This is a genomic window from Egicoccus sp. AB-alg6-2, from assembly GCF_041821025.1.
GTDB lineage: Bacteria > Actinomycetota > Nitriliruptoria > Nitriliruptorales > Nitriliruptoraceae > Egicoccus.
Window position 1 is genome coordinate 126,743 of the sequence record NZ_JBGUAY010000009.1, and the last position, 23,564, is coordinate 150,306.

A 23,564-nucleotide genomic window follows, 5' to 3' on the forward strand; every position below is an offset into this window, starting at 1 on the left:
CGCGCCGTTCTCGTGGCGTGGGACCGGGATGTCGCGAGGGTGTTCGAGACTACTGAAGGCGCCGGACGGCGCGAACCGACCGGCTACCCCGATGGCCGTATTTCGGCCCTGCGAGGCAAACTTTCATCGAAGCTTCAGCCGATCTCGGCCTCGTGCGGTCGCTCGACGAAGCCCTGCAGCTCGTCGGTGACGGTCCCGTCCCACAACGGGGCGCCGGCGCGATAGGCGGCACGCCCGATCACGTGTCCGGCGACGGGCGCGGTCGCGAACTGCAGCACGACGGCGATCGTCATCTTGACGGCCGCCTCGGTCGTGCCGATGACGCAGGCGGTCCCGGCCAGGACCAGGGCGATCCCGAGGCCTGCCGCCTTGGTCGCGGCGTTGGAGCGCGTGAACACGTCCGGGAACCGGAGCAGTCCCACCGCGCCGAGCAGTACCAGCAGGATGCCGAGCCCGAGCAGGCAGGCGCCGATGACGTCGAGGATCACGAGTCACGCCTCCCGACGAGCGCTCCGAGGGCGATGGTGGCGAGGAACCCGAGCAACGTGGCGATCAGGATCACGTCGAGGAACTCCTCGTAGGTGGTCCGCAGCGTCAGCAGGGCGATGGCTCCGACGATGGCGTAGAGGCACACGTCCGCGGCCAACGCCCGATCGGCGACGCTGGGCCCGCGCACGGCGCGGACGAGTGCGAGCGCGAACGACAGTGCCAGGCCGGCGAGGCCGAGGTCGAGCAGGGTCATCGCATGGCCTTCAGCAGGGTGCGTTCGAGCTTGGCGATGTCGGCGAGGAACGCCGTACGCGTGGTGTAGTAGAGGGTGTGGACGTACAGGTCGCGGTTGTCCTCGTCGACCTCGAGGCTGAGCGTGCCCGGGGTCATCGTGATCATGTTGGCCAGCAACGTGGTCTCGGCGTTGGTGCGGGTGTTGGTCGGGACCCGCACGATCGCGGGGGTGAGCCCGAGTCCGGGGGTCATGACCTCCCAGGCGACACGGACGTTGGACAGCACCAGCGCCCACAGGAACACCAGGACGGCCCAGACGATCCAGGGCAGGCGACGGACCAGATGCAGGGCCCGGCTCACAGCGACCTCACCGCCTCGAGGTAGGTGGAGGGGTCGAGCAGCGCGGCGGCGGCCGGCTCGACCAACTCGATCAGCGGCTGGGCGCCGATGCCGAGCACGATGACCAGCAGTGACACGATCATGGCGGGCGTGACCATGCCGGCGACGCGGGCGTTGGTCGGCGCCTTCTGCACCGCCGGGCCGTCGTCACCGGCGGCGCCGGCCGGCACGGGCCGCAGCCCGAACCGGGCCGCCAGGGGCTCGCGGCGGGAGCGGTCGGTGAGCTCGCCCCAGAAGGCACCGTTCCAGATCTTGATCATCGACAGCAGCGTGAACATGGAGACCACGACGGCGACGGCACCGGCCAGCCAGTGCGCGTCGAGGAACGCCGCGCGGATCAGCAGGTACTTGCCGACGAAGCCGGAGGTCGGGGGGATCCCGGCCAGCGCCAGGGCGGGCAGCAGGAACGACAGCGCCAGCCACGGCCGCGTCCGCACCATCCCGCCGAGTTCTTTGAGCCGGCCCGTGCCGGTCAGGGTCTCGACCGTGCCGACCGCGACGAACAGGGCGCCCTTCACGAGCACGTACTGGACCAGGTACACGATGCCGGCGGTCAGCCCCGCCAGGCTCCACAGCCCCAGTGGCAGGATCAGGTACCCGACCTGGCTGACCATGTGGTAGGCGAGGATGCCGCGCATGTCGCCCCGACCGACGGCGCCCAGCACCCCGACGACCATCGTGAGCCCGGCGACCGTCAGCCACAGCTGCTGGTAGCTCGGGTCGCCGGCGAAGACGATGCTGTACAGGCGGTACAGCACGTACACGCCCGCCTTCGTCAGCAGCCCGGAGAACAGGGCGGTGACGCCGGGCGCTGCCTCGACGTAGGTGCGGGGCAGCCAGCTGTGCATGGGCACCAGGCTGGCCTTGACGGCGATGGCGGCCATCACCAGCGAGGCACCGACGGCGGCGGCCGGGACCTCGGCGACGATGCCGTGGAGGTCGGCGAACGCGACCGTTCCGGCGGTGCCGTACAGCAGGGCGATGCCCACCAGCAGGGTCGTGGACGCCAACAGGCTGACGGTGACGTAGATCACCCCGGCGCGTACCTGCCGCCGGCCGCCCCGCAGCGTGAGCAGCACGTACGAGCCGATGAGCATGACCTCGAACATCACGAACAGGTTGAACAGGTCGGCGGTGAGCATCGCGCCGAGCACGCCGGCGAGCAGGACGCCCACCATCGGGTGGAACAGCGGGTGGCGGTCCTCGTCGCGGGACACGGCGAACAGCAGCGCCAGCGCCGCGGAGACCGTGACGGTCAGGACCAGCAGCGCGGACAGCCCGTCGGACACGAACGTGATCGCGAGGCCGCCTGGCCAGTCACCGACGTCGATGGCGATGGCGCGGCCGCCGGACGTCGCCGCGACCAGTCCGGCACCGACACCGATCAGCCCGAGCAGCATGGCGGCGGTCAGGGCTCGCTGGAGACGGCGGTGGTTGCGCACCACCATGCCGAGCGCGGCCACGAGCAGGGGCAGCGCGAAGGGGAGGGGGAGCAGGGTGCTCATCGGCCGCTCTCCGGCGACGTGGTGCTCTCGAGCGTGTCGACGTCGAGGTCGTCGTGGTCGTGCACCTCGTGGTCCTCGACGTCGTCGTGGCCGAGCACGTCACGGCCGCGGAAGGCCAGGGTCAGCAGGAACGCGGTGATGCCGAACGAGATCACGATGGCGGTCAGCGCGAAGGCCTGCGGCAGCGGGTCGGCCGGGCTTCCGGGTTCGCCGATGAACGGAACCCCGCGCCGTCCGACGCCGCCCGAGGTCACCAGGATGGTGGTGGCGACGTGGCCCAGCAGGGTGAACCCGATGGCGACGCGGACGATGCCGCGCTGCAGAATCAGGTAGGTGCCGCCCGTGGCGAGCAGTCCGACGATGATGGCGGCGGTCACGAGCGGTGCTCCCGTGCGAGGCGGTCGGTGTCGGCGTGCCGGGTGCGGTCGAGGTCCGCCTGCGGGGACATCGGACGCGCCGAGGGTCCGCGCGGCGTGGCCTGCCCGGTGTCCGATGCCCACTCCGGGATGCCGATGCGGTCGGGGTCCGGGGGCGGTTCGGGGATGCCCTGCCCGAGGTGACGCAGGATCGAGACGACGAGGCCGACGACCACGAGGTACACGCCGATGTCGAACACCAGCGAGGCCGCCACCTCGAGCCCGAACGGCAGGTACCACTTCGCACCGTCGAGGAACGATCCGGTGGCGACGAAGCCGCCCAGGCCGTACGCGACCGCGGTCAGCAGACCGCCACCGACCAGCGGCAGGGTGCGCAGGAGGCGGCTCTGCCAGATCCGCTCGTGCCCGCGCGAGAAGTACAGGAGCACGACGGCGGCACCCAGCGTCAGCCCACCGATGAAGCCGCCACCGACGGCATCGTGGCCGCGCAGCAGCAGCCACAACGAGGCGAGGACCATCGCCGGCGCCAGCATGACGGTCGAGGTGCGCAGGATCGGACTGTCGATCATCCCGATGCCGCCCCACTGCTCGGGTCGGGTCGGTTCGCCCTCGCGGTCGGGACGGGGCAGGGCGGCGCGGGTGGAGAGACGCACCAACGAGAAGATCGCGGCGCCCGCGACGGCCAGCACGGTGATCTCGCCCAGGGTGTCCAGGGCCCGGAAGTCGACGAGGATGGTGTTGACGACGTTGGCGCCACCTGTCAGCCCTTCTCCCTCGGCGAGGAAGCGGGCGCCGACGTCGGAGAGACCGCGGCGGCCGGTGAACAGGTAGGTCGCGACGCCGACCAGGGTCCCGACGCCCACCGCGATCACGGCGGCCGCGCCCTTGCGTACGCGGCTGCCGAGCGCGAAGGTCGAGGGGAGGCGCCGAAAGACGACCACGAACAGCGCGACCGAGAGGGTCTCGACCAACAGCTGGGTCAGGGCGAGATCGGGTGCACCCAGCAGGATGAACCAGCCGGCGACCGTGAACCCGGCCAGGCCGAGCGTGGCGATCGCGGCCAGACGGCTGCGCGCCTGCACGACGCCGATGATGCAGCCCGCGAGCAGGACGACGATCGCCCAGTCGACCGGCAACCAGGGGGCCGGTTCGCCCAGGTCGGCGACCCCCACCCGCCAGGTCGCGGCGATGCCGACGGCCGCGATGGTGGCCAGGACGGGCAGCAGGTAGGCGGCGGGGGCGTGGGGGACCGAGGGACGTCCCATCCAGGTCCCGAACGCGAGCACGCGGTCGTAGACGCGGTCGAACGCGTCCGCCCCGCGCGGCAGGGTGACCAGCGACTGCCAGCGCTCGACCCGGGTGTGCAACAGCACGGCCGCGAGTCCCAGCCCGAGCACGATGCTCGACAGCAGCAGCGGCAGGCCGAGACCGTGCCACAGGGCGAGGTGCATGTGGGGGTCCTCGCCCGTGGTCGCCCGCCCCACCGCGTCCACCAGCGGGTCGAACAGCCAGACGACCAGTGCGAGCCCCAGGCCGGCGAGGCCGGCGATCGCGGCCGGAGCGGCGAACGCCACCGGTGCCCGGTGCGCCGGTGTCTGCTCGGGACCCTCGAAGGTGCGCAGGTAGTAGCGCGCGCTGTAGGCCACCGTGCCGATGCTGGCCAGCACGGCCAGGGTGACGCCGACGATGCCCAGCCACGCGGGGTCGTTGGCCTCGAGGAACCCGGCGAAGATCTCCTCCTTGGACACGAAGCCGAGCAGCGGCGGCAGGCCGGCCATCGATGCCGCCGCGAGGCCGCCTGCCAGGGCGGTCAGCGGCAGCGTGCGGCGCAGACCGCCGAGTCGACGCAGGTCGCGGGTGCCGGCCTCGTGGTCGACGATGCCGACGGTCATGAACAGGGCGGCCTTGTACAGCGCGTGGGCGAGGGTGTGCAGGGCCGCGGCCGCGAGCGCCACCGGGCTCCCGATGCCGATGATCGCCGTCAGCAGGCCGAGCTGGCTGACCGTGGAGTAGGCCAGCAGCGCCTTGAGGTCGTTCTGCTTGGTGGCGACCACCGCGGCGAACAGCGCCGTACCACCACCGACGAGGACGAGCGTGACCTGCCACAACGCGACCCCGGCGAACAGCGGGGTGAAGCGGAACAGCAGGTAGATGCCGGCCTTGACCATCGTGGCGGCGTGGAGGTAGGTCGACACCGGGGTCGGCGCCACCATGGCGCCGGGCAGCCAGAAGTGGAACGGGAACTGCGCCGACTTGGTGAACGCGGCGAGCAGCAACAGCACGATCGCGGCTTCGGCGAGACCCGACTGCAGCACCGTGTCGCGGGCCGCCAGGATTTCGGTGAGCGAACCGGTGCCGGCAGCGACCGACAGCAGGACCACGCCCGCGAGCAGGGCAAGTCCGCCGATCGCGGTGGTCAGGAAGGCCCGCGTCGCGCCCTGCTTGCCTTCGCCCAGGCCGCCGATGAGGAAGAAGCTCGACACGCTGGTCAGTTCCCAGAACACGAACAGCAGCAGCGCGTCGTCGGCGAGGACCAGCCCGAGCATGGCGCCCGCGAAGAGGGTGAGCAGCGACAGGTAGCGGGCGGTCTTCGTGCTGCCGGCCGCGAAGTAGCGTGCCCCGAAGGCGAGCACGAGCGCACCGATGCCGAGCACGATCAGTGCGAACAGCAGCCCGAGCCCGTCGAGGCGCAGTGCGAAGGCGATGCCCGCGTCCGGCAGCCAGGCCGTGGTGTGCGTCAGCGGACGGTCGTCGATCACCGCCGGCGCCTGCAGCCCGAACCACACGGTGAGGGCGCCCAGCACGCCCGCGCCGACGTAGCCCGCGGCACGGTCGAGGAGACGGACCAGCAGCGGGGTGAACGCCGCGAGGACGAACACCGTGCCGACGGCGAGAGCGAGTGTCACTACGGGTTTCCGTCTGCCAGCCGACGCACCGGGGCGCCGGCGCCGGACCGGTCTGTCCGACACCTCGTCGGTCGGGGGAGCACCAACTTCAGTGTCTGCAGGTTCGGCGCCACGGTACTCGCCGAATCGGTGCGCCATTCAGGCCGGTGGCCGTCCGGCCGCGCCCTGTCGTCCGGGCTGGCGCGGCCGTGGCCAGGATGCGCCGGCGGGACGAGATCCGACGGAGAGCCCGCCCGACGCACGAGGAGTACGACGTGAGCGACAGCCATGGCGGTGCCGGCACGGCCGAGACCGAGGACGTGGTGGAGCTGATCCTGGCCGACCACCGGGAGTTCGAGCGGCTGTTCCGCCTGCTCCGCAATCGTGAGGAGGACCGCGCCGGCGTGCTCGCGACGCTCGCGGACCTGCTGGTCGCGCACGCCGAGGCGGAGGAGCGCGAGGTGTACCCGGCGCTGCGCCAGAAGGCCCCCGAGGAGGCCGAGGAGATCGAGCACGGCTCCGAGGAGCACGCCGAGGGACACGAGGCCCTGCTCGAACTGCTGCAGGTGGATGTCGAGGACGAAGAGGCCTTCGAGGACAAGCTCGAGGAACTCGTCGAGGCGCTCAACCACCACATCGACGAGGAGGAACGCGACATCCTCAACGCCGCCCGCGAGAACGTCGCCGACGACGAGCGGTCCGAGCTCGGTCGCGCCTTCCTCGCGGTGCGCGACCAGCTGCTCGAGGGCCACCCGGGCGACGTGCGCAACGTCGGCCGGCTCGTCCAGGAGGCGCGCGAGCGGGGCGAGCTCTAACCCGGTTCGCTGCTCGACGTGCGCGCGTCCAGCACGCGCGCACGCAGGCTCATCGCCAGCACCAGGGCGCCGACGAGGAACAGCGGCACCCGCAGGTCCATGGCCTCCGTCAGCACGCCGATGATCGGCGGTGCGGCCAGGAAACCGCCGTAGCCGATGGTGGCGACGGCGGCTACCCCCTCGCCCGGCGTGCGTGCGACCCGTCCGGCGGCGCTGAAGCACAGGGGAATGAGCGGTGCCAGCCCCAGCCCCGCGAGGGTGAAGCCGGCCATCGCGGCGCTCAGCGTGGGCACCAGCGTCACGAGCGCGAAACCGGCTGCCGCGACCAGGCCGCCGACGCGGACCACGAGGACCGGCCCGAACCGCCGGGTGAACCGGTCCCCGAGCAGCCGGGACACGGTCATCGCAGCCGTGAACGCGACGTACGCCCAGGTGATGCGGTGCTCCGCCACGCCCACGACGTCCTGCAGGTGGATGCCGCTCCAGTCACTGGCGCTGCCCTCGCCGACCGCCGCTGCGAAGCAGATCAGCGCGATGGGGATCAGCGCGCCGCGTGGCAAGGCGAACCGTGGCGACGAGGTACCGACGGCCGCACGATCCCGGACACGCAGCCATCCGGCGCAGAGGGCGATCATGACGCCGATCACGGCGGCCATCGCCGTCAGGTGCACCGCGACGGAGATGCCCAACCGCACGGCCACCGTCGCCACCAGCGCGCCGACGAGGCTTCCGACGCTCCACGCGGCGTGCAGGCCGACCATGATGGAGCGCCGGTAGCCGCGCTCGACGCCGACGCCCTGGGCGTTCATGCCGACGTCCATGGTCGACACCCCCGCTCCCAGGACGACCAGCGTGAGGGCCAGCAGGGGCGCGCTGGGTGCATGCCCGATCAACGGCAGCACCGCCACCATCACGACTGCGCCGCCGAGCGTCACCGAGCGGCTGCCGATCCGGGCGACGGCCCCTCCGGCGAGCGGTAATGCGACGACGGTGCCGAGCGCCAGGCCGAGGAGCACGATGCCCAACGCCGACTCGCTCAGACCGAGGCCGGCGCGGACGTCGGGGATGCGCGCGATCCACGAGGCGACCGCCGCGCCGTTGGCGAGGAACGCGGCCGTCACCGCACCACGGGCAGCCCGGTCGGGCATCAGGGCGGCGGGCGCGGTCACGACAGTTCCTGCTGGTGGGAGAGGCGGGCGCGGGAGCGTACGCATCGCGCAGGACCCGTCGATCAATGGTCACGATGGGTTGGCCAGGATGGCCGGTGTCCGTTGGTTTCCATCGTTCGTGGTCGAACGACCTAGGCTCGGCGACGCAGCGCGAGCCAACCCGACTTGTTCTCCTTGGTCAGGTGCGATGCGCGGGGATGGTGCTGCATGGTGAGGCCCCTCGGACGAGGGGCTTCGTCATGTCCCGGCTTCCCCCGTCGGGTCGTGCGCGACGGGTCCGAGACGCACCCCACGTAGCAGTGCCGGGTCGAGCCGGCCCTCGCCGGAGAGCACGCTGACGTCCCCGGTCGTCTCGAACACCACGGCGCGCACCTCCGCGACATCGAGCACGTTGGCGGCACGCAGCTTCGCCATCAGGTCGTCGCGGGTGAGTCGCGCACGCGCGAGGTGGTCGTCGAGGATGCGTCCCTCGTGCACGAGCAGGACTGGCGCGTTGTCGACGACCCGGTCGAAGGCCGTCGCCTGCCGGAGCTTGGCGACCACGAACTGGATCGCGAACAGGGCGGCGACCGCCACCAGGCCGGACAGGAGGGGGGCGTTGTCGAGCGCGATCGCGGCGATCATGGAGCCGATCGCGACGGTCATCGCGAAGTCGAACGCGGACAGCTTGGCGAAACTGCGCAGGCCGAGCAGCCGGTTCGCAGCGATGACCCAGAGGTAGATGACGACGGCCGCGACGACGACCACCGCGAGGTCGGTGACCGTGGCGCCGAGTCGCTCGACCAACGAGGACCAGTCCACGCGTCCGCTCAGGATGCCGCGTCGAGCAGGTCACGGCAGGCGGCCTCGCAACGCCGACAGGCCTCGGCACAGGCACGACAGTGCTCGTGGTGGTCGGCGTGCTGCTCACACTCCTCCGCGCAGGCGCGGCAGGCCTCCAGGCACACCCGCACCAGCTCGAGCCAGGGCTGCCCGGAAGCGCCCGCCCGCGCGACGACCCGCGCCGTGGCGATGCAGATGTCGGCGCAGTCGAGGTCGGAGCGGATACAGCGCGCCAGGCCCGGATCGCCCTCCTCGAGACAGGCGTCGGCGCAGGCACTGCAGTGCGCGGCGCAGTCGCTCGCCGCCTCGATCACGGCGGTCAGCAGATCCACCCGCAGGTCGTCGCCGTGGTCGCGAAGGACGTCCGCGACAGCCATGGGTTCCTCCCTTTTCTCGTCCGTCCCCACACCATGCGCCCGGTGGCGTCCGGTCGCAGGCGCGGGCCACGGCCGATGGACACCGATCGTTCCGACGGACCGGGATGCTTGCGCCGTCGACCGGGGCCGCCGACCGGCCCGGCCCCGCCCGCTTGCTGCACGCTTTCGATCTGCGCAGGACGGCCGACCCCGTCCACATGAGCTGCATGGCGCAGCACGAGGGGAACAGGGGGATCGCGTGGCTCGACCGACCATGCCGCCACCCGGCGGCCGCATCAGCATGCTCGATCGGTTCTGGCAACGATTCGGTGGACTGCCCACCTGGGCCCGCGCCGTCACCTGGTTCCTTCTGTGGCCGGCGCTGGCCGCTGCCAAGGCGCTCGGTGCCACGTCCAGGACGCGAGAGTTCCGGTATGGCACCGCTGCCGCAACCCTGCTTCTCGGCGGGCTCGTGTGGTCGGGGGTTCTCGCCAGCGTGTTCTCCGACCCGCCGACCGAGACGGTCGCGGCAGAGCCGGCAGCTACGAAGGCAGGCGAAGAAGCGGACGAGGTAGCGTCCGCCGTCGACGAAGCGGACACGTCAGCCGTCGAGCTGGCGTTGCTCGTCGAGGCCACCTGCTCCGAAGCCGTCGCGGCCGGAGACACCATGGCCGGGCGGACCGCACTGCGAGAGGGCGCGGCCAACGCGGCGCAGACGACCGAGTTCTCGGCCCGAGAGATCCGACAGGCCGCCGCCGACGCCTGCGGGGATCAGATCGCAGCGCTCGGCGCACCCGAAGCGGCGGAGAAGGAACCGGCCGAAGCTGCGCCCGCCGAAGAGCCCGACGCCCGAGCCGAGGTCGGTGAGACGGCATGGATCGTGTTCAACGTCGTCGACGGCGACACCATCGACGTCCGCGCGCAGGACGGCAGCGAGGAACGCGTCCGCATCATCGGCATCGACACACCGGAGCGCGGCGAGTGCGGGTTCGGTGAAGCCGCGGACGCGCTGGCCGCCCTGATCGGTGGACGCGAGGTCGAGCTCGTCCCCGGCGCGCGGGACGACCGTGACCGCTACGACCGGATCCTGCGCTACGTCGACGTCCAAGGAACCGACGTCGGCCTCGCGATCATCGAGGCTGGGTTGGCGACCGCCCGTTACGACTCTCGGGACGGTTACGGCCGCCACCCTCGTGAGGACGTCTACGTCGTCGCGCAGGCTGCGGCCGCTCCGTACGCGTGCGCGGTCCCGACACCAAAGCCTTCGCCGTCTGTGACCTCGAAACCTGCTCCCGTGTCACCGAGTCCGACGGCAACCCCGTCGCCGACTGCTGAACCGCCACCGCCGCCGCCGTCAGGTGGTCCGGGATCCGGTTCGGGCGGGGCATGGAAGAACTGCGCCGAGGCGCGCGAAGCCGGCGCAGCTCCCGTGCACCGCGGTGATCCCGGCTACGGCAAGCACCTCGATCGCGACGACGACGGCATCGGCTGCGAATAGCCAGGACCGTCGCGGCGGCCCTGCCTGTCCCGGCGGGAGAGCCCGGGCCGCCGTGTGTCCCGTCGAACCGCTCACCGTTCGTCAGTCCTGGGGTGTGGAACCTGCCTCGAGGTAGCGGCCCTTGATGCTGTCGACCACGCTGGCGTCGGCGAGTGTGGTCGTGTCGCCGAGTTCCTTGTCCTCCGCGATGTCCTTGAGCAGGCGTCGCATGATCTTGCCCGAGCGGGTCTTCGGCAGGTCGGCCGTGAACAGCAGCGACGCCGGCTTGGCGATGGGCGAGATCATCTTGGCGACGTGATCACGCAACTCCTTGGCCAGTGCCTCGTCGCCCTCGATGCCGCCACGCGGGGTCACGAACGCCGCGATCGCCTGGCCGGTCTGTGCGTCGGCGCGCCCGACGACCGCCGCCTCGGCGACCGACGGGTGGGACACCAGCGCGGACTCGACCTCGGTGGTGGAGATGCGGTGTCCGGAGACGTTCATCACGTCGTCGACCCGCCCGAGCAACCAGAAGTAGCCGTCGGCGTCGCGCTTGGCCCCGTCACCGGCGAAGTAGATCCCTTCGCCGAACCGGGACCAGTAGGTGTCGCGGTAGCGTTGCTCGTCGCCCCAGATGCCGCGCAACATCGAGGGCCACGGCCGGTCGAGAACCAGGTAGCCGCCGCCCGGGACGTCGACCTCCTGTCCCCGGTCGTCGACGATGGTGGCCGAGATGCCCGGGAGCGGGAAGGTCGCCGAGCCCGGCTTGGTCGTGGTCGCTCCCGGCAGGGGCGAGATCATGATCGCGCCGGTCTCGGTCTGCCACCAGGTGTCGACCACCGGGCAGCGTCCACCGCCGATGTGCTCTCGGTACCACATCCACGCCTCGGGGTTGATCGGCTCCCCGACGGTCCCGAGCAGGCGCAGGCTGGACAGGTCGTGCTTCGCCGGGTGCTCGTCGCCCCACTTCATGAACGCGCGGATGGCGGTCGGCGCCGTGTAGAGCTGCGTGACGCCGTACCTGGCCACGATCTGCCAGAAGCGGTCCTCGGCGGGGTGGTTCGGCGTCCCCTCGTAGAGTACGGACGTCGCCCGGTTGGCCAGCGGGCCGTACACGATGTAGCTGTGGCCGGTCACCCAGCCGATGTCGGCGGCGCACCAGTACACGTCACGATCGGGCTGCAGGTCGAACACGTACCTGTGGGTGAAGGCGACCTGTGTCAGGTAGCCGCCCGTGGTGTGCATGATGCCTTTCGGCTTCCCGGTGGTACCCGAGGTGTAGAGCAGGTAGAGCAGGTCCTCGCTGTCCATCGGTTCGGGCGGGCAGTCGGTGTCCTGTCCGGGGACGACGTCGTGCCACCACAGGTCGCGACCGTCGGTCATCGCGACGTCGTTCTCGGTGCGACGCACGACCAGGACGTGCTCGATCGAGGGCGTCTCCGCGACGGCCTCGTCGGCGTTGTCCTTGAGCGAGAACACGCTGCCACGTCGCCAGGCGCCGTCAGCCGTCACCAGCAGCTTGCACTGCGAGTCGTTGATCCGGTCGCGCAGCGCGGCCGCGGAGAAGCCACCGAACACGACCGAGTGGATCGCGCCGATCCTGGCACATGCGAGCATGATCGTGGGCAGCTCGGGAACCATGCCGAGGTAGACCGCGACCCGGTCGCCCTTGCCGACGCCGAGTTCCTTGAGGGCGTTCGCGGTCCGCTGCACGTCGTCGAGCAGTTCGGCGTAGGTGATCGTGCGCGTGTCGCCGGGTTCGCCTTCCCAGTGGTAGGCGACCTGCTCGCCGTGCCCGGCCTCGACATGCCGGTCGAGGCAGTTGTGCGCCACGTTGAGCTTGCCGCCGACGAACCACTTGGCGTGGGGTGGCTGCCAGTCGAGGATGCTGTCCCACTCCTCGAACCAGTCCAGTTCGGCGGCCTCACGGGCCCAGAATCCCTCGAAGTCGGCGTCGGCCTCGTCGTAGATGTCCGCGCTGGTCTGCAACGAGTGGTGCTTGAACTCGGCAGGCGGCGGGAACGTCCTCGCCTCGTCGAGCAGGCCTTCGATGGCGTCGGATCCCATGCTGCGCTCCCGTGTCGACGTCGCAGTGCCACGGCGCTCGACGCTAGCCCGTCGCCATGCCACCCGCGACGTGCGTTGCGCGACGGTCGGTCGGGACGCACCGCGCGGGTTGCCGTCGGGCGCGGCGGTCGGCGGCAGGCTTCGTCTTCCCGGCAGGAGGGTCGTCGATGTCGCGGTGCCAGGTGGTCGCCACCGACGGCACGCGGCTGGTCGCTGCGCTCGGTGCCGTGCTCTGCCTGGTCGCGTCGGGAGCCGGGCCGATGTCCACGCCGGCCCGGGCGCAGACCGCCCCGACCGCATGTCCCGCGCGTGACGTCCCGCCGACCGACTTCGTCGACGAAGGCGGGGCCCACCGCGTCGGGATCCGGTGCGTCGTCTGGTACGGGGTGGCCGCCGGTCGCAGCCCCACCCGGTTCGCCACCGGCGAGCAGTTGACACGAGGGGAGCTCGCCACCCTGCTCGCGCGCGCCGTCGAGGCCAGTGGGGTGCGGCTGGCCGCCGTCGGGGAACGTGCCTTCGACGACACCGCCGGATCCGCGCATGGCGACCGCCTGGAACAGTTGGCCGCCATCGGCGTGGTGTCCGGTACGGCGCCACGGACGGCATCGCCGTCGCAGGTGCTCTCACGAGGCCAGCTCGCCGCATTCGTCGTCCGGGCCGTCGAACACGTCGAGGAGCGCCGGCTCTCCCGCGGGCCCGATGCCTTCGCCGACGACGACGGCAGCACCCACGAACCCGCCATCGACAAGGCCGCCAACGCCGGCCTGGTCGCCGGCGTCACCGACGCGGCCTACCGGCACTGGGACCCGATGCAACGGGGGCAGGTCGCGACCATCCTGTCGCGACTGCTGGACCGGTTCGTCCGTGACGGGCGGTTGACACGACCGGCGACGCCGACCATGCGGTGGGAGGCTGGCGCGCTGCCCGAGGGCGTCCGGCGCGAGATGGCGGGGGTGTCGATGCACCCCGGCTGCCCCGTCGGCTACGACGACCTCCGCCTCGTCGTGCTGACCCACCGCGGCTTCGACGGGCTGCTGCACCGGGGGGAGATCGTGGTGCACCGCACCGTCGTCGCCGACCTCCGCAGTGTGTTCGCGCGCATGTACGCCACCGACTTCCCCCTGCAGCGCGTCGAGCGGATCGAGCGCTACGGCGGTGACGACGACCGTTCCATGGCGGCCAACAACACCTCGGCGTTCAACTGCCGCCGGGTCGCCGGCACCACCCGGTACTCCGAGCACGCGCTCGGCACCGCCATCGACGTCAACCCGGTGCAGAACCCCTACGTCAGTGGCAGCGGCACGGTCGCGCCGCCCGCGGGACGTGCCTACACCGACCGGGGCGACGTGCGCCCGGGCATGATCGTGGCGGGTGACGCCGTCGTGCGGGCGTTCGACGCGATCGGTTGGGGGTGGGGCGGTCGCTGGAGCAGCGCCAAGGACTACCAGCACTTCTCCGCGTCCGGCCGCTGACGTCGGTGGCCGAGAGGCCGTTCAGCCCGTCAGCTGGGCCCGTGTGAGCGAACGCACGAGCAGCAGTTGGGCCCGGCGTCGCACCGACGGCTCCAGCTCGGCGGTGTCGTCGATCCGCTTGAGCGCGATGCGCAACACCTCGGTGTCACCGGCGGCCAGGCCGACGGCGTCCGCCACGTCGTCCTCCATCGTGTTGGGCGTCGCTTCGTAGGCGCGCGAGACGGCGAACGCCGCCACCCACGTGGGCGCCACCGGGTCTCCGAGGGGCGTGGACGTGTCCCCCCCGTCCGGCCCGCGCTGCGATGTGCCGCGCGGGCGATCCCGGCCCGACGCCGTGAAGGCCGAGAACCAGGTCAGTGCCAGCCATCGCCATCGCACCTGCACGCCGTCCTGCCTCTCGAGGGCGCCGGCGAGGTCGTTCTTCACGAAGTCACTCCTCGGCGGGGCGAGATTGTCCTGTCGGTGGGGGTCGCGACAGGTGTAGACGTCCCGACATTTCGCTGCGCCGGCTGGCGGCCGGAACCAGGGTGACAGCTGTCCCTAGTGGGCGTGTCGTGGCCACCGGAAGCTACCCCTCGGCTCGGGACGCGACAACGGGGAGTGGGCACTTCATGGGGACCATTGCGGCGCAGAGCGCAATCCCATCGGTATCCGCAGGCGGCCAGCTACCGGCGCCCGGTGCAGTATTGCGCGTCGCGCCGGCCCGGAGCCGGATCTTCGGCTCCCTGCCGCGTCCGGTTCGCTTCGCGGCGGTCGGTGCGAGCGGCGTGCTGGTCAACCTCGCCGTCCTTGCCGCGCTCGTCCACCTCGAGGTCAACTACCTGCTTGCGGCGATCGTCGCGGCCGAGGTGTCGATCCTGAGCAACTTCGTGCTGCAAGAGCGCTTCGTCTTCCGCGACCGCCTGCAGCACCGGCGGTTCACCGGCCGGCTCCTGCGCACGGTCGCCTACAACAACGCCGACGCCCTGGCCCGCCTGCCGCTGCTCGCGCTCCTCGTCGAGCTGGTCGGGATGTATGCGGTCCTCGCCCAGGCGCTCACGCTCGCACTCGCCTTCGGTCTGCGACTGCTGTTCATGAGCCGCGTGGTGTACCGCGCCCCGGCGACGGCCGTGGCGGAGGTGGCCTGATGCAGATCCTCGTCGTCGTCCCCACCTACAACGAGGCAACGACGATCCGCGCCGTCGTCGATGCCGTCACCGACCTCGGCTTCGAGATCCTCGTCGTCGACGACGGTTCGCCCGACGGCACCGCCGACCTCGTCTCCGCCATGGCGGTGCGTCACGGCGGCATCCACCTGCTGCGGCGTACCAGCAAGGAAGGCCTCGGCTCGGCCTACCGGGCCGGGTTCGACTGGGCCCTCCGGGCGGGACGCTACGACGCCGTCGCCCAGATGGACGCCGACCTCTCGCACGACCCGCTCGACCTGAAGCGCCTGGTCGACACCCTGGTCGAGGACGGCGCGGACCTGGTGATCGGGTCCCGGTACGTCGCCGGCGGTTCGACGGTCGGCTGGGCGAGGCGTCGGCAGTGGCTCTCGCGTGCCGGCAACCACTACATGCGGCTGATGACGGGTATCCCGCTGCGGGACCTGACCGCGGGGTTCCGGGTGTGGCGGACGCGCACGCTCGCCGACCTGGCACTGACCGAGACGGTCAGCGAGGGCTACAGCTTCCAACTGGAGACCGTCACGCGTGCGGCGGCCGCAGGAACGCGCGTCGTGGAGGTGCCGATCGTGTTCACCGAGCGTGCCGAGGGCGAGAGCAAGATGACCGGCTCGATCGCCTTCGAGGCCCTGTGGCGTGTCGCGCTCTGGGGCTGGCGCCTGCGGAGGAGCCGATGATGCGCGATCGCCGCCGGGGCGGGGACACGCGGCGAACCGCTGACCGTCCGACCGGCGAGACGCAGGCGGACGTCATCGACCTCACCGACGAGGCGCTGCGTCGACAGCGCGCACGGCTGCGGCGTGTCGTCGCGCTCATCCCGGCCCACAACGAGGCCGGGCACATCGTCGCGACCGTGCAGTCGCTGCGGGACCAGACACGCCCGCTGGATCGGATCATCGTCCTGGCCGACAACTGCACCGACGCCACACCCGAGCTCGCCGCGGCCGCCGGCGCCGAGGTCGTGGTCACGGTCGACAACGCGGCGAAGAAGGCGGGCGCACTCAACCAGGGACTGGCGCTCGTGATGCCGACCCTGGACGACGACGACCTCGTGCTGTGCATGGACGCCGACAGCCGCCTCCGCCCCGACTTCATGGAACAGGCCGTGGAGTTGTTGTCGGTCCACCCCGACGTCGGGGGCCTCTCAGGCGCGCTCGTCGCGCGCGAGCACCACAACTACCTCGAGCTGGCGCAGGCGGTCGAGTACGCCCGCGGAAGCCGACAGGTGGCACGCAAGGGCGGGCAGGTCCACGTGCTGTCCGGCGCCGCCGCCGTCATGCGGGTCGGCGTGCTCCGCGAGGTGGCGCGCAGCCGGGGCACCCGGTTGCCGGGGGCTCCTGGCTCGATCTACATGGAGGACAGCCTCACCGAGGACTACGAGCTCACCCTCGCCGTCCGTCGTCTCGGCTACCGCTGCATCTGCACCAAGCGCTGCCAGGTCGTGACCGACGTCATGCCCACGTTGCGTGACCTCGCGCAGCAACGGGTGCGCTGGTACCGCGGAGCGATGGAGTCGCTGAGCCTGTACGGGTGGAGCGAGCTGACGCACAAGACGTGGGCCCAGGTCGGCCTGCAGTTCCTGAGTTCGCTGGTACTGCCGCTGCTCATCGTCCTGATCGCGGTGACGTTCATCTTCTTCGACCCGATCCTCGATGCCCGTTGGTTCGTCATCTGGCCGATCCTGTGGATCGACCAGTGGGTGGTGTTCCGGCGTCTGGGGATCGGCTTCGTGGCGAGTCTGCGGTGGTTCTTCCCGCTCCTCGTCTACGACTACCTGCTGTTCGTCTTCAGCTGGCTGGCGCTGACCCGGCTGGCGAAACAGACCGAGAGAACGTGGATCACCGGCTCGGTGGTCCCGAACCGAAAGGAGCACGTATGTACGGAAGTGGGGTAGGAAGCAGTGTGCTGGCGACTTCGACCAGTGTCGGGGTCGCCACGCAGCTCGCACATACCGGTCTGAGCATGGGCTGGCTGCTCGTCACCGCAGCCGCACTGCTCACGGTCGGCGTCGTCACCCTCAGGCTCGTGCCCCGGGACGAGTTCTAGGTCACGTGTCGATCAGGACGACCGGACGCCGCGGGGCTGCAGGGGTGTTCCTGCCCCTCGTGGGCTTCGGGCTGTTCGGCTGCGCGGCGTTACCCCAGCCGAGCGCCGAACCGCCTCCCCTGCAGCCCGCACCGGCGGCAACGCCGGAATCCGAGGCGGACGGCGAGCCGTCGATGGACGCCGCCGCCGCGGAGATCTTCCCCGCACCGCGATGCGACGGCTACGTGGCCCTCACCTTCGACGACGGGCCGTCACCGAACACGCCGGAACTGCTCGAACTGCTCGACCGTGCCGGTGTACCCGCCACCTTCTTCAACATCGGACGCAACATGGCGAAGTACCCCGACGCCGTCGTGGCGCAGGCGGCCGCCGGCCACCAGTTCGGCAACCACACCTACAGCCACGCCGACCTGCTCACGATCGACCCGGAGACCATCGCCGAGGAGATGGCCTCCACCTCGGCGCTGCACGAGGAACTGGTCGGCGAGCCGTTCGAATTCTTTCGCCCGCCGTTCGGCAACACCGATCCGGCGATCCGTGAGGAGGCGGAACGACAAGGGATGGTCGAGGCGCTCTGGACCACCGACAGCAAGGACTTCGAGGCGGGCAGCGTAGAACAGATCGTCGAGAAGAGCACCGGGATGGAGGCTGGCGGGGTTCTGCTCGTGCACGAGTTCCCGGACCTCACCCTGCAGGCGCTGCCGCAGATCATCAACCACTACCACGAGCGGGGTCTGTGCTTCGGACGCCTTGCCGTGGTGGACGAACCGCTGCGTTCGGACAGCGACGTGGACTTCTTCGTCGGGCCGGTGGCGCCATGACCGCCACGCTGCAGCCGGCGCCGCCACTTGCCCCCTACCGCCGCCCGACGTGGCAGGAGGCCGTCGCGGGCTACCTGCCCGAACGTCATCGCGAGCGGGGTGAACGCTGGGCGCAGCATCTGCCCGTCGCGCTCTTCGCGCTGCTGGGCGCACTGCTGTCGCTCCGCCTGGGGCGGACGGCGTTCATCGACGAGGCCCTGTACGTCAACGCTGGCCAGGACTACCTCACCAGCTGGCGGTTCGGCACGCCCGCGCCCGACCATGCCCGGGTCTTCTCCGGTTCGCCGGTGTTCTACCCGGTCATCGCCGCCACCCTCGACGCCGTCGGGGGCCTGCGATTGGTGCGGCTGTTCAGCACACTGCTCATCCTCGTGAGCACCTTCAGCCTCGCCGGCACGGCGCGGGTGTTCTTCGGTTTCCGCGCCAGCGTCTTCGCCGCGGGGGCGTTCGCGCTGTCGGCACCGGTCGTCTTCATGGGCGCGCTCGGCACCTACGACGCGTTGTGTCTGTGCCTGCTCGCACTCGCGCTGTGGGCGGGCGCGACGCGCCACGGCTGGTCGTCCGCCATCGTCTGCGGTCTGCTACTCGGCATCGCACCCATCGCCAAGTACGCCGGGCTGGTGTTCGTGCCCGTGGTCTGGGCGCTCGTGGCGCTCGCACCCACCGGTGGAAACGCTCAGCAGCGCGTGGTCACGCGCGCCCACGGTCGCGCCTTGGTGGCGGCTCTGACGAGCACGACGCTCGTGCTCGGCGCCTTCCTGTTGTTCGCCGACGAGCAGGTGCGCCAGGGCATCGCCTTCACGACCGCAGTGCGCCAGACCATGACCCCGACCAGCCCCGAGGTGCTGACGGCGATGCTGCTCGTCAACGTCGGTCTCGTGGCGCTGTTCGCCCTCGCGGGCGCGGTGTCGCTGCGGCGGTCACCGCGGATGGTGCTGGTCGCCTTGGCGATGCTGGGCGCCGCAGCCATATTGCCCGCGGCACAGTTTCACATGGGCGAAGGCGTGTCGTTCGACAAGCACACCGGGTACTCGGCGCTCTTCCTCGCACCACTGGCCGGAGTCGCGCTGGAGCGCCTGTCGCGACGGACCTTCCGCCTGGGCCCGCCGTTGCTGGTGATCGCGCTGGTTCTGGCCTTCGGGGGCGTCCGCTCGGGCATGTTGCACCGCGAATGGCCGGACGTCGGTCCGATCGTGGAGCGGATCGAGCGCAACCCGGTGCCGGGCGTCTACCTGTCGTCGTCGGCGGACGTGTTCAAGTACTACACCCGTCGCGACCACCCGCAGATCGTCTGGGACACCACCTTCGAGCTCTACGCACTCGGACCGGACACGATTCGCCGTGTGGTCGCCGACGGCCACTACACGACCGTCGTCCTGCGGTCCTCGTCGACGTCCAGCCCGGACCAGGACGCCGGTCAGACGGTGCTGCTCAACGCGCTCGACGCGAGTCCCGACTACCGGCGGCTGCGGCCGATCCCTGTTGATCCCTGGGGTGGCGACCTGTGGCTGGTCTTCCACCGGCGCGGGGCGGAAACGGCTACGACCGCGGATGCCTCCCCGTCGGCGTCCGTTTCGCCACCGGTGGCAGCCCCCGGGTCGGGACGGTCGAGCGAACCGATGCCGCCGACCGCCGCCGGAGAACGTGCCGGCGACGAAGCGAGGCAGGCGGACGACGGCTCGAGGGCGGCGTCGTCAGGGGTCGAACCCGCCGATGACGACGCCAGCGAAAGCGCCGCGGTCGACACCGAAGCTGCATCGAACGAGCTCGAGGCCGCTCAGGCCGCCGAGGCCGACGTGGCCGAGGCCCTGCTGGAGGGGCTCCGCCGCGGTCACCGCGGTGAGCGGGTCCGCGTTTGGCAGAGCCATCTCAAGCAGTGGGATGCCGACGCACTTCCGAAGTTCGGGGTCGACGGCATCTTCGGGGCGGAAACCGAGGTATGGACCGAGCGGTATCTCGCTCGTTGAGCCAGAGGGGCACGGAGCATGCGCAAGTCATTGGGAGTCATGGCACTGGTGATGGCCATGATGGCCACGCTGGTGCAGCCAGCCCTCGCGGCACCGTGTCCGTGGGGGACCAACTGCATCACCGTGTCGCTGGTCGCGCCGACCGACGGCGCCACCCTGCGGGGAACCGTGCCGTTGGAGGCGACAGCGCGGCAGGACCAACCGACACAACGAGGCAACATCGTCAAGGTCGAGTGGTGGCTGTACCACCCGTCCTTCCGTGAACAGGTCCCGCAAAACGAAGAAGCCAAGATCCTGCTCTTCGAGGCAACGGCGCCCGCCAGTGGCACCCGCTTGAACGGAACCTGGCGCGGAAGCTGGACCGTGACGGACCGGATGACCACCCGGGACGGCGCGTACCAACTCGGCGGGACGCGCACGTACACGCTGCCGAATACTTCGGGCTACCACATCGAGGCACACGTCCTCGACGAGGAGTGGGAGCGCACCTGGGGCGGGCCCCCGGGGCGCAGCGCTCCCGCGTCCGTGACCATCGACTTCGGGTCTACGCCACCGCCACCGCCGCCCACGGGATCGGTCAACATCGGTGGGCTGACGATGCCCACGTCCGTGGAGGTGCTGCCGAACGGGCGGGTCTACATCTCGGAGAAGGGTGGTGCGATCAAGACGGCCTCGAGCCTGTCGGCGACGACCGCGACCACCGTCCGAACGGTGAACACCTACACCAACGGTGACCACGGGCTTCAGAGCCTCGCCTACCACTCCAACGGCTACCTCTACGCCGCCTACACCCGCCAACCCACCGGTTACTGCGACCCGGCCGACTACGGCCAGAACGGACGCGGGTGCGTGGTCTACGGGCAGGTGTCACGGTTCCTCGTCAACAGCGACGGGACCCTCGGCGCCGAGCAGGCGATCCGCGGCGGTCCAGGGTCCTGGTGTACGCAGTTCACCACCCACGGCATCGACGACATCGAGGTCGGGCCCGACGGCAACCTGTATGTCAGCGCCGGTGACGGCGCCGGGTTCACGGGAGCCGATACCGGCCAGTTCGACGGCGACCCCTGCGGCGGCGGCGGCGCGCTACGGGCACAGAGCACCACGAACCTCAGCGGCAACGTCGTGCGCATGAACCCCACCACGGGGGCGACGACCACGGTCGCGTACGGGCTCCGCAACCCCTATCGCATCACCTTCCAGCCGGGCACGAACAACCTCTTCGTCGGTGACGTCGGCTGGTACACCACCGAGGAGATCAACCGGCTCTCCATCACCGGGCCGGTGCCGAACTTCGGCTGGCCCTGCCGCGAGGGGACCGGACCGATGTCGTTCTACGCCGGCCTGGCCGCCTGCTCCGGAGTGACCGGCACGGCGCCGATCTTCTCGTACGCGCACGGCGGATCCAACGCCGCCGTCTCCGCGGTCGGCTTCCACGGCGGCCGGGTGTACTACGGCGACTACCACCGGCAGTTCATCCGGTCCATCGCCCCGGACGGCACGGGCGACCGCAGCGAGGCGACCGGCGTCATGCCCGTCGACATCCTGTCGACCTCGAGCGGCCTCATCTACGTGGACATCGGACGCGGCGCAGTGCGGACGGTGGCCGGAACGGGGGAACCGCCGCCGTCACCACCGTTCGCCGAGGTCATCGTGTCGGAGGCCCCATGGCGTCCCGGGGACCGCATCGACTACGCCGTGGACTATCGCAACTTCGGCCGCCAGCCGGTCCAGGTGAACTGGACCGTCCGCGACGGGGCGAACCGGGTGGTGCACACGCAGACGGCGACCCCGGCGGGGCCGGACGGCACCCATCGCGGCAGCATGGTCGCGCCCTCGGCGACCTATCCGGCGAGCCTGACGTTCACCGCCGTGGTGACCAACGCCGAGGGCGCCCGGGTCGAGGCGAGTCAGACCCGTCAGATGGCCGAACCCACCGCGCCTCCGCCACCACCACCGAGCGGCACCAACCTCATGCCCAATCCCTCGCTCGAACAGGCCTCGGGCGGCGTCCCCAGCTGTTGGATGGAAGCAGGCTGGGGCACCACCGGGACGTGGGCGCGGACGACCGACGCGCACAGCGGCAGTTTCGCCCACCAGGTCACGATCTCCGGCTACAGCAGCGGCGACCGCAAGCTGATGCCGCAGTTCACCACCAGCTGTGCACCGCAAGTGCAGGCGGGGCAGACCTACGACCTGAGCGTCCACTACCGCTCCAGTTCGCCGAACGTCGCGTTCGTGGGCTTCGCCCGCAACGCCTCAACCGGCGTCTGGGACTACTGGTTCACCTCGCCGTCGCAACCGAGCTCCAGCAGTTGGCGGGAGGCACGGGCGACCACGCCGGCCGTGCCCGCAAACGTCGACCGCATCTCGTGGGGCCTGGCCCTGTACGGCAACGGCACGCTCACCACCGACACCTACGTCATGGTGCCGACCGGCGGGAGCCAGCCCCCGCCGCCGCCACCACCACCGCCGCCACCACCACCGCCACCGAGCGGCAACCTGGTCACCAACCCGTCGTTGGAGCAGGCGACCGGTTCGATCCCGACGTGCTGGCTCCAGGGCGGTTGGGGCACCAACAACCGCACCTGGTCACGGGTGAGCGCGGCGCATTCGGGCAGCTTCGCGCACCGGGTCGCCATCACCAGCTACACCGACGGAGATGCCAAGCTGTTGCAGGACTTCACCTCGGCGTGCGCGCCGACGGTGACGCCCGGACAGACCTACGTCATCTCCGCCCACTACACGAGCACCGCGCCGGTCCCGTTCATCGGGTTCGTACGTTCCGCGTCGACAGGCGCCTGGAGCTACTGGTTCACCAGTCCGAGCCAGCCGGCCTCCTCGAGCTACCGACAGGCCACCATGACGACGCCGCCGGTGCCGGCGGGTGCCGACCGGATCTCGTTCGGTCTCGGCCTGGTGTCGGCCGGCACGTTGACCACCGACACCTACGCGATGACGCCGACGTCGACCAGCGGCTCCGGCGGTATCGAGATGTTGCTCGAGCAGCCGCCGACCGTCGGGTTGGCCACGAGTTCGACCGCAGCAGCCGATGGGCCCCCACCGCCGATGCCGCCGCCGGACGTCGAGCCGCCGCGACTCGAGATCGTGCGCGGACCCGCGGCCGGTAGCCAGGTATCGGGCATCATCGACCTGCAGTTGGACGTCGGGGACCGGACGGCGCTCAGCGACGTGACCGTCTACGCCAGTCGCGGCCGCAGCGGCCGGCTGACGACCCTGGCGCCGGGGCAGGACGTGGCCCGGTTCGACACCACGCAACTGCAGAACGGCCGTCACGAGGTAACGGTGGTCGCGCGGGACGTCAACGGCAACGAGACGACCCAGTCCCGCACGATCATCGTGCAGAACAACGGCTCGTCGACGGCACCGGGGCAGGCACGGCGTGGGGCTGCCCCCAACTGACGCAACAGAAGAAGGACCGGCGGGATCGGCAACGGCCGTCCCGCCGGTCCTTCTTTCGTGTGTGGTCTAGCGGGTCACGA

21 protein-coding genes are annotated in these 23,564 nt (G+C 70.8%); 10 read left to right on the top strand and 11 right to left on the bottom strand.

Annotation, left to right across the window (positions count from 1 at the left end; translation table 11 throughout):
• Positions 1-134 precede the first annotated feature (134 nt).
• The 6 genes from mnhG to mbhE are packed head-to-tail and all read right to left on the bottom strand — an operon-like array spanning position 135 to position 5,910.
• On the bottom strand, positions 135-488 hold the full coding sequence (gene mnhG, locus ACERMF_RS16230; RefSeq protein ID WP_373670187.1) for a monovalent cation/H(+) antiporter subunit G: 354 nt from the start codon (positions 486-488) through the stop codon (positions 135-137).
• Positions 485-742 (bottom strand): monovalent cation/H+ antiporter complex subunit F, encoded by a 258-nt coding sequence (locus ACERMF_RS16235; RefSeq protein ID WP_373670188.1) that lies wholly within the window; start codon positions 740-742, stop codon positions 485-487. The genes mnhG and ACERMF_RS16235 overlap by 4 nt, the downstream gene beginning before the upstream one ends.
• The gene (locus ACERMF_RS16240; protein WP_373670189.1) at positions 739-1,083 is read right to left on the bottom strand and encodes a Na+/H+ antiporter subunit E; all 345 of its coding nucleotides are present in this window, start codon (positions 1,081-1,083) and stop codon (positions 739-741) included. The genes ACERMF_RS16235 and ACERMF_RS16240 overlap by 4 nt, the downstream gene beginning before the upstream one ends.
• The gene (locus ACERMF_RS16245) at positions 1,080-2,627 is read right to left on the bottom strand and encodes a monovalent cation/H+ antiporter subunit D family protein (protein WP_373670190.1); all 1,548 of its coding nucleotides are present in this window, start codon (positions 2,625-2,627) and stop codon (positions 1,080-1,082) included. Before ACERMF_RS16245 ends, ACERMF_RS16240 begins: the two co-directional genes overlap by 4 nt.
• Complete coding sequence (locus ACERMF_RS16250) at positions 2,624-3,004, bottom strand: sodium:proton antiporter (RefSeq protein ID WP_373670191.1); 381 nt, start codon at positions 3,002-3,004, stop codon at positions 2,624-2,626. The genes ACERMF_RS16245 and ACERMF_RS16250 overlap by 4 nt, the downstream gene beginning before the upstream one ends.
• The gene (gene mbhE / locus ACERMF_RS16255; protein WP_373670192.1) at positions 3,001-5,910 is read right to left on the bottom strand and encodes a hydrogen gas-evolving membrane-bound hydrogenase subunit E; all 2,910 of its coding nucleotides are present in this window, start codon (positions 5,908-5,910) and stop codon (positions 3,001-3,003) included. The genes ACERMF_RS16250 and mbhE overlap by 4 nt, the downstream gene beginning before the upstream one ends.
• 254 nt (positions 5,911-6,164) lie before the next feature.
• On the opposite strand from mbhE, the gene ACERMF_RS16260 reads away from it, so the two are divergent.
• Positions 6,165-6,704: a hemerythrin domain-containing protein gene (locus tag ACERMF_RS16260; protein WP_373670193.1), complete on the top strand. Its 540-nt coding sequence runs from the start codon at positions 6,165-6,167 to the stop codon at positions 6,702-6,704.
• On the opposite strand, the gene ACERMF_RS16265 is transcribed toward ACERMF_RS16260, so the two are convergent.
• The 3 genes from ACERMF_RS16265 to ACERMF_RS16275 all read right to left on the bottom strand — a co-directional run bounded on the left by ACERMF_RS16265 (position 6,701) and on the right by ACERMF_RS16275 (position 9,072).
• Complete coding sequence (locus ACERMF_RS16265; protein WP_373670194.1) at positions 6,701-7,873, bottom strand: MFS transporter; 1,173 nt, start codon at positions 7,871-7,873, stop codon at positions 6,701-6,703. The genes ACERMF_RS16260 and ACERMF_RS16265 overlap by 4 nt on opposite strands.
• Positions 7,874-8,110: 237 nt before the next feature.
• Positions 8,111-8,674 (bottom strand): DUF421 domain-containing protein, encoded by a 564-nt coding sequence (locus ACERMF_RS16270; protein ID WP_373670195.1) that lies wholly within the window; start codon positions 8,672-8,674, stop codon positions 8,111-8,113.
• A gap of 8 nt (positions 8,675-8,682) precedes the next feature.
• The gene (locus ACERMF_RS16275; RefSeq protein ID WP_373670196.1) at positions 8,683-9,072 is read right to left on the bottom strand and encodes a four-helix bundle copper-binding protein; all 390 of its coding nucleotides are present in this window, start codon (positions 9,070-9,072) and stop codon (positions 8,683-8,685) included.
• A 238-nt stretch (positions 9,073-9,310) separates the two neighbouring features.
• Between ACERMF_RS16275 and ACERMF_RS16280 the strand changes: the two genes are divergently transcribed.
• Complete coding sequence (locus ACERMF_RS16280) at positions 9,311-10,549, top strand: thermonuclease family protein (RefSeq protein ID WP_373670197.1); 1,239 nt, start codon at positions 9,311-9,313, stop codon at positions 10,547-10,549.
• A gap of 81 nt (positions 10,550-10,630) precedes the next feature.
• Here the strand turns inward: ACERMF_RS16280 and acs are convergent, their stop codons facing one another.
• Positions 10,631-12,595, bottom strand: coding sequence for an acetate--CoA ligase (gene acs / locus ACERMF_RS16285; protein ID WP_373670198.1), 1,965 nt, complete (start codon positions 12,593-12,595; stop codon positions 10,631-10,633).
• A 167-nt stretch (positions 12,596-12,762) separates the two neighbouring features.
• Here acs and ACERMF_RS16290 point away from each other — a divergent pair, with 167 nt between their 5' ends.
• Positions 12,763-14,067, top strand: a complete 1,305-nt coding sequence (locus tag ACERMF_RS16290; protein WP_373670199.1) for a M15 family metallopeptidase — start codon at positions 12,763-12,765, stop codon at positions 14,065-14,067.
• Positions 14,068-14,088: 21 nt separating this feature from the next.
• Here the strand turns inward: ACERMF_RS16290 and ACERMF_RS16295 are convergent, their stop codons facing one another.
• Positions 14,089-14,493: a hypothetical protein gene (locus ACERMF_RS16295; RefSeq protein ID WP_373670200.1), complete on the bottom strand. Its 405-nt coding sequence runs from the start codon at positions 14,491-14,493 to the stop codon at positions 14,089-14,091.
• 260 nt (positions 14,494-14,753) lie between these two features.
• On the opposite strand from ACERMF_RS16295, the gene ACERMF_RS16300 reads away from it, so the two are divergent.
• From ACERMF_RS16300 to ACERMF_RS16330, 7 genes are read left to right on the top strand one after another with little or no spacing between them, the layout of a single operon-like run.
• A complete protein-coding gene (locus ACERMF_RS16300; RefSeq protein WP_373670201.1) occupies positions 14,754-15,194 on the top strand; it encodes a GtrA family protein in 441 nt (146 codons plus the stop codon).
• The gene (locus tag ACERMF_RS16305) at positions 15,194-15,907 is read left to right on the top strand and encodes a polyprenol monophosphomannose synthase (protein WP_373670202.1); all 714 of its coding nucleotides are present in this window, start codon (positions 15,194-15,196) and stop codon (positions 15,905-15,907) included. Before ACERMF_RS16300 ends, ACERMF_RS16305 begins: the two co-directional genes overlap by 1 nt.
• Complete coding sequence (locus tag ACERMF_RS16310; RefSeq protein ID WP_373670203.1) at positions 15,907-17,124, top strand: glycosyltransferase family 2 protein; 1,218 nt, start codon at positions 15,907-15,909, stop codon at positions 17,122-17,124. Before ACERMF_RS16305 ends, ACERMF_RS16310 begins: the two co-directional genes overlap by 1 nt.
• 8 nt (positions 17,125-17,132) lie before the next feature.
• A complete protein-coding gene (locus ACERMF_RS16315) occupies positions 17,133-17,276 on the top strand; it encodes a hypothetical protein (protein ID WP_373670204.1) in 144 nt (47 codons plus the stop codon).
• Between the two features lie 5 nt (positions 17,277-17,281).
• A complete protein-coding gene (locus ACERMF_RS16320) occupies positions 17,282-18,097 on the top strand; it encodes a polysaccharide deacetylase family protein (protein WP_373670205.1) in 816 nt (271 codons plus the stop codon).
• Complete coding sequence (locus ACERMF_RS16325) at positions 18,094-20,064, top strand: glycosyltransferase family 39 protein (RefSeq protein WP_373670206.1); 1,971 nt, start codon at positions 18,094-18,096, stop codon at positions 20,062-20,064. Before ACERMF_RS16320 ends, ACERMF_RS16325 begins: the two co-directional genes overlap by 4 nt.
• An 18-nt stretch (positions 20,065-20,082) precedes the next feature.
• Positions 20,083-23,484 (top strand): sorbosone dehydrogenase family protein, encoded by a 3,402-nt coding sequence (locus ACERMF_RS16330; protein ID WP_373670207.1) that lies wholly within the window; start codon positions 20,083-20,085, stop codon positions 23,482-23,484.
• The last annotated feature ends 80 nt before the right edge of the window (positions 23,485-23,564 follow it).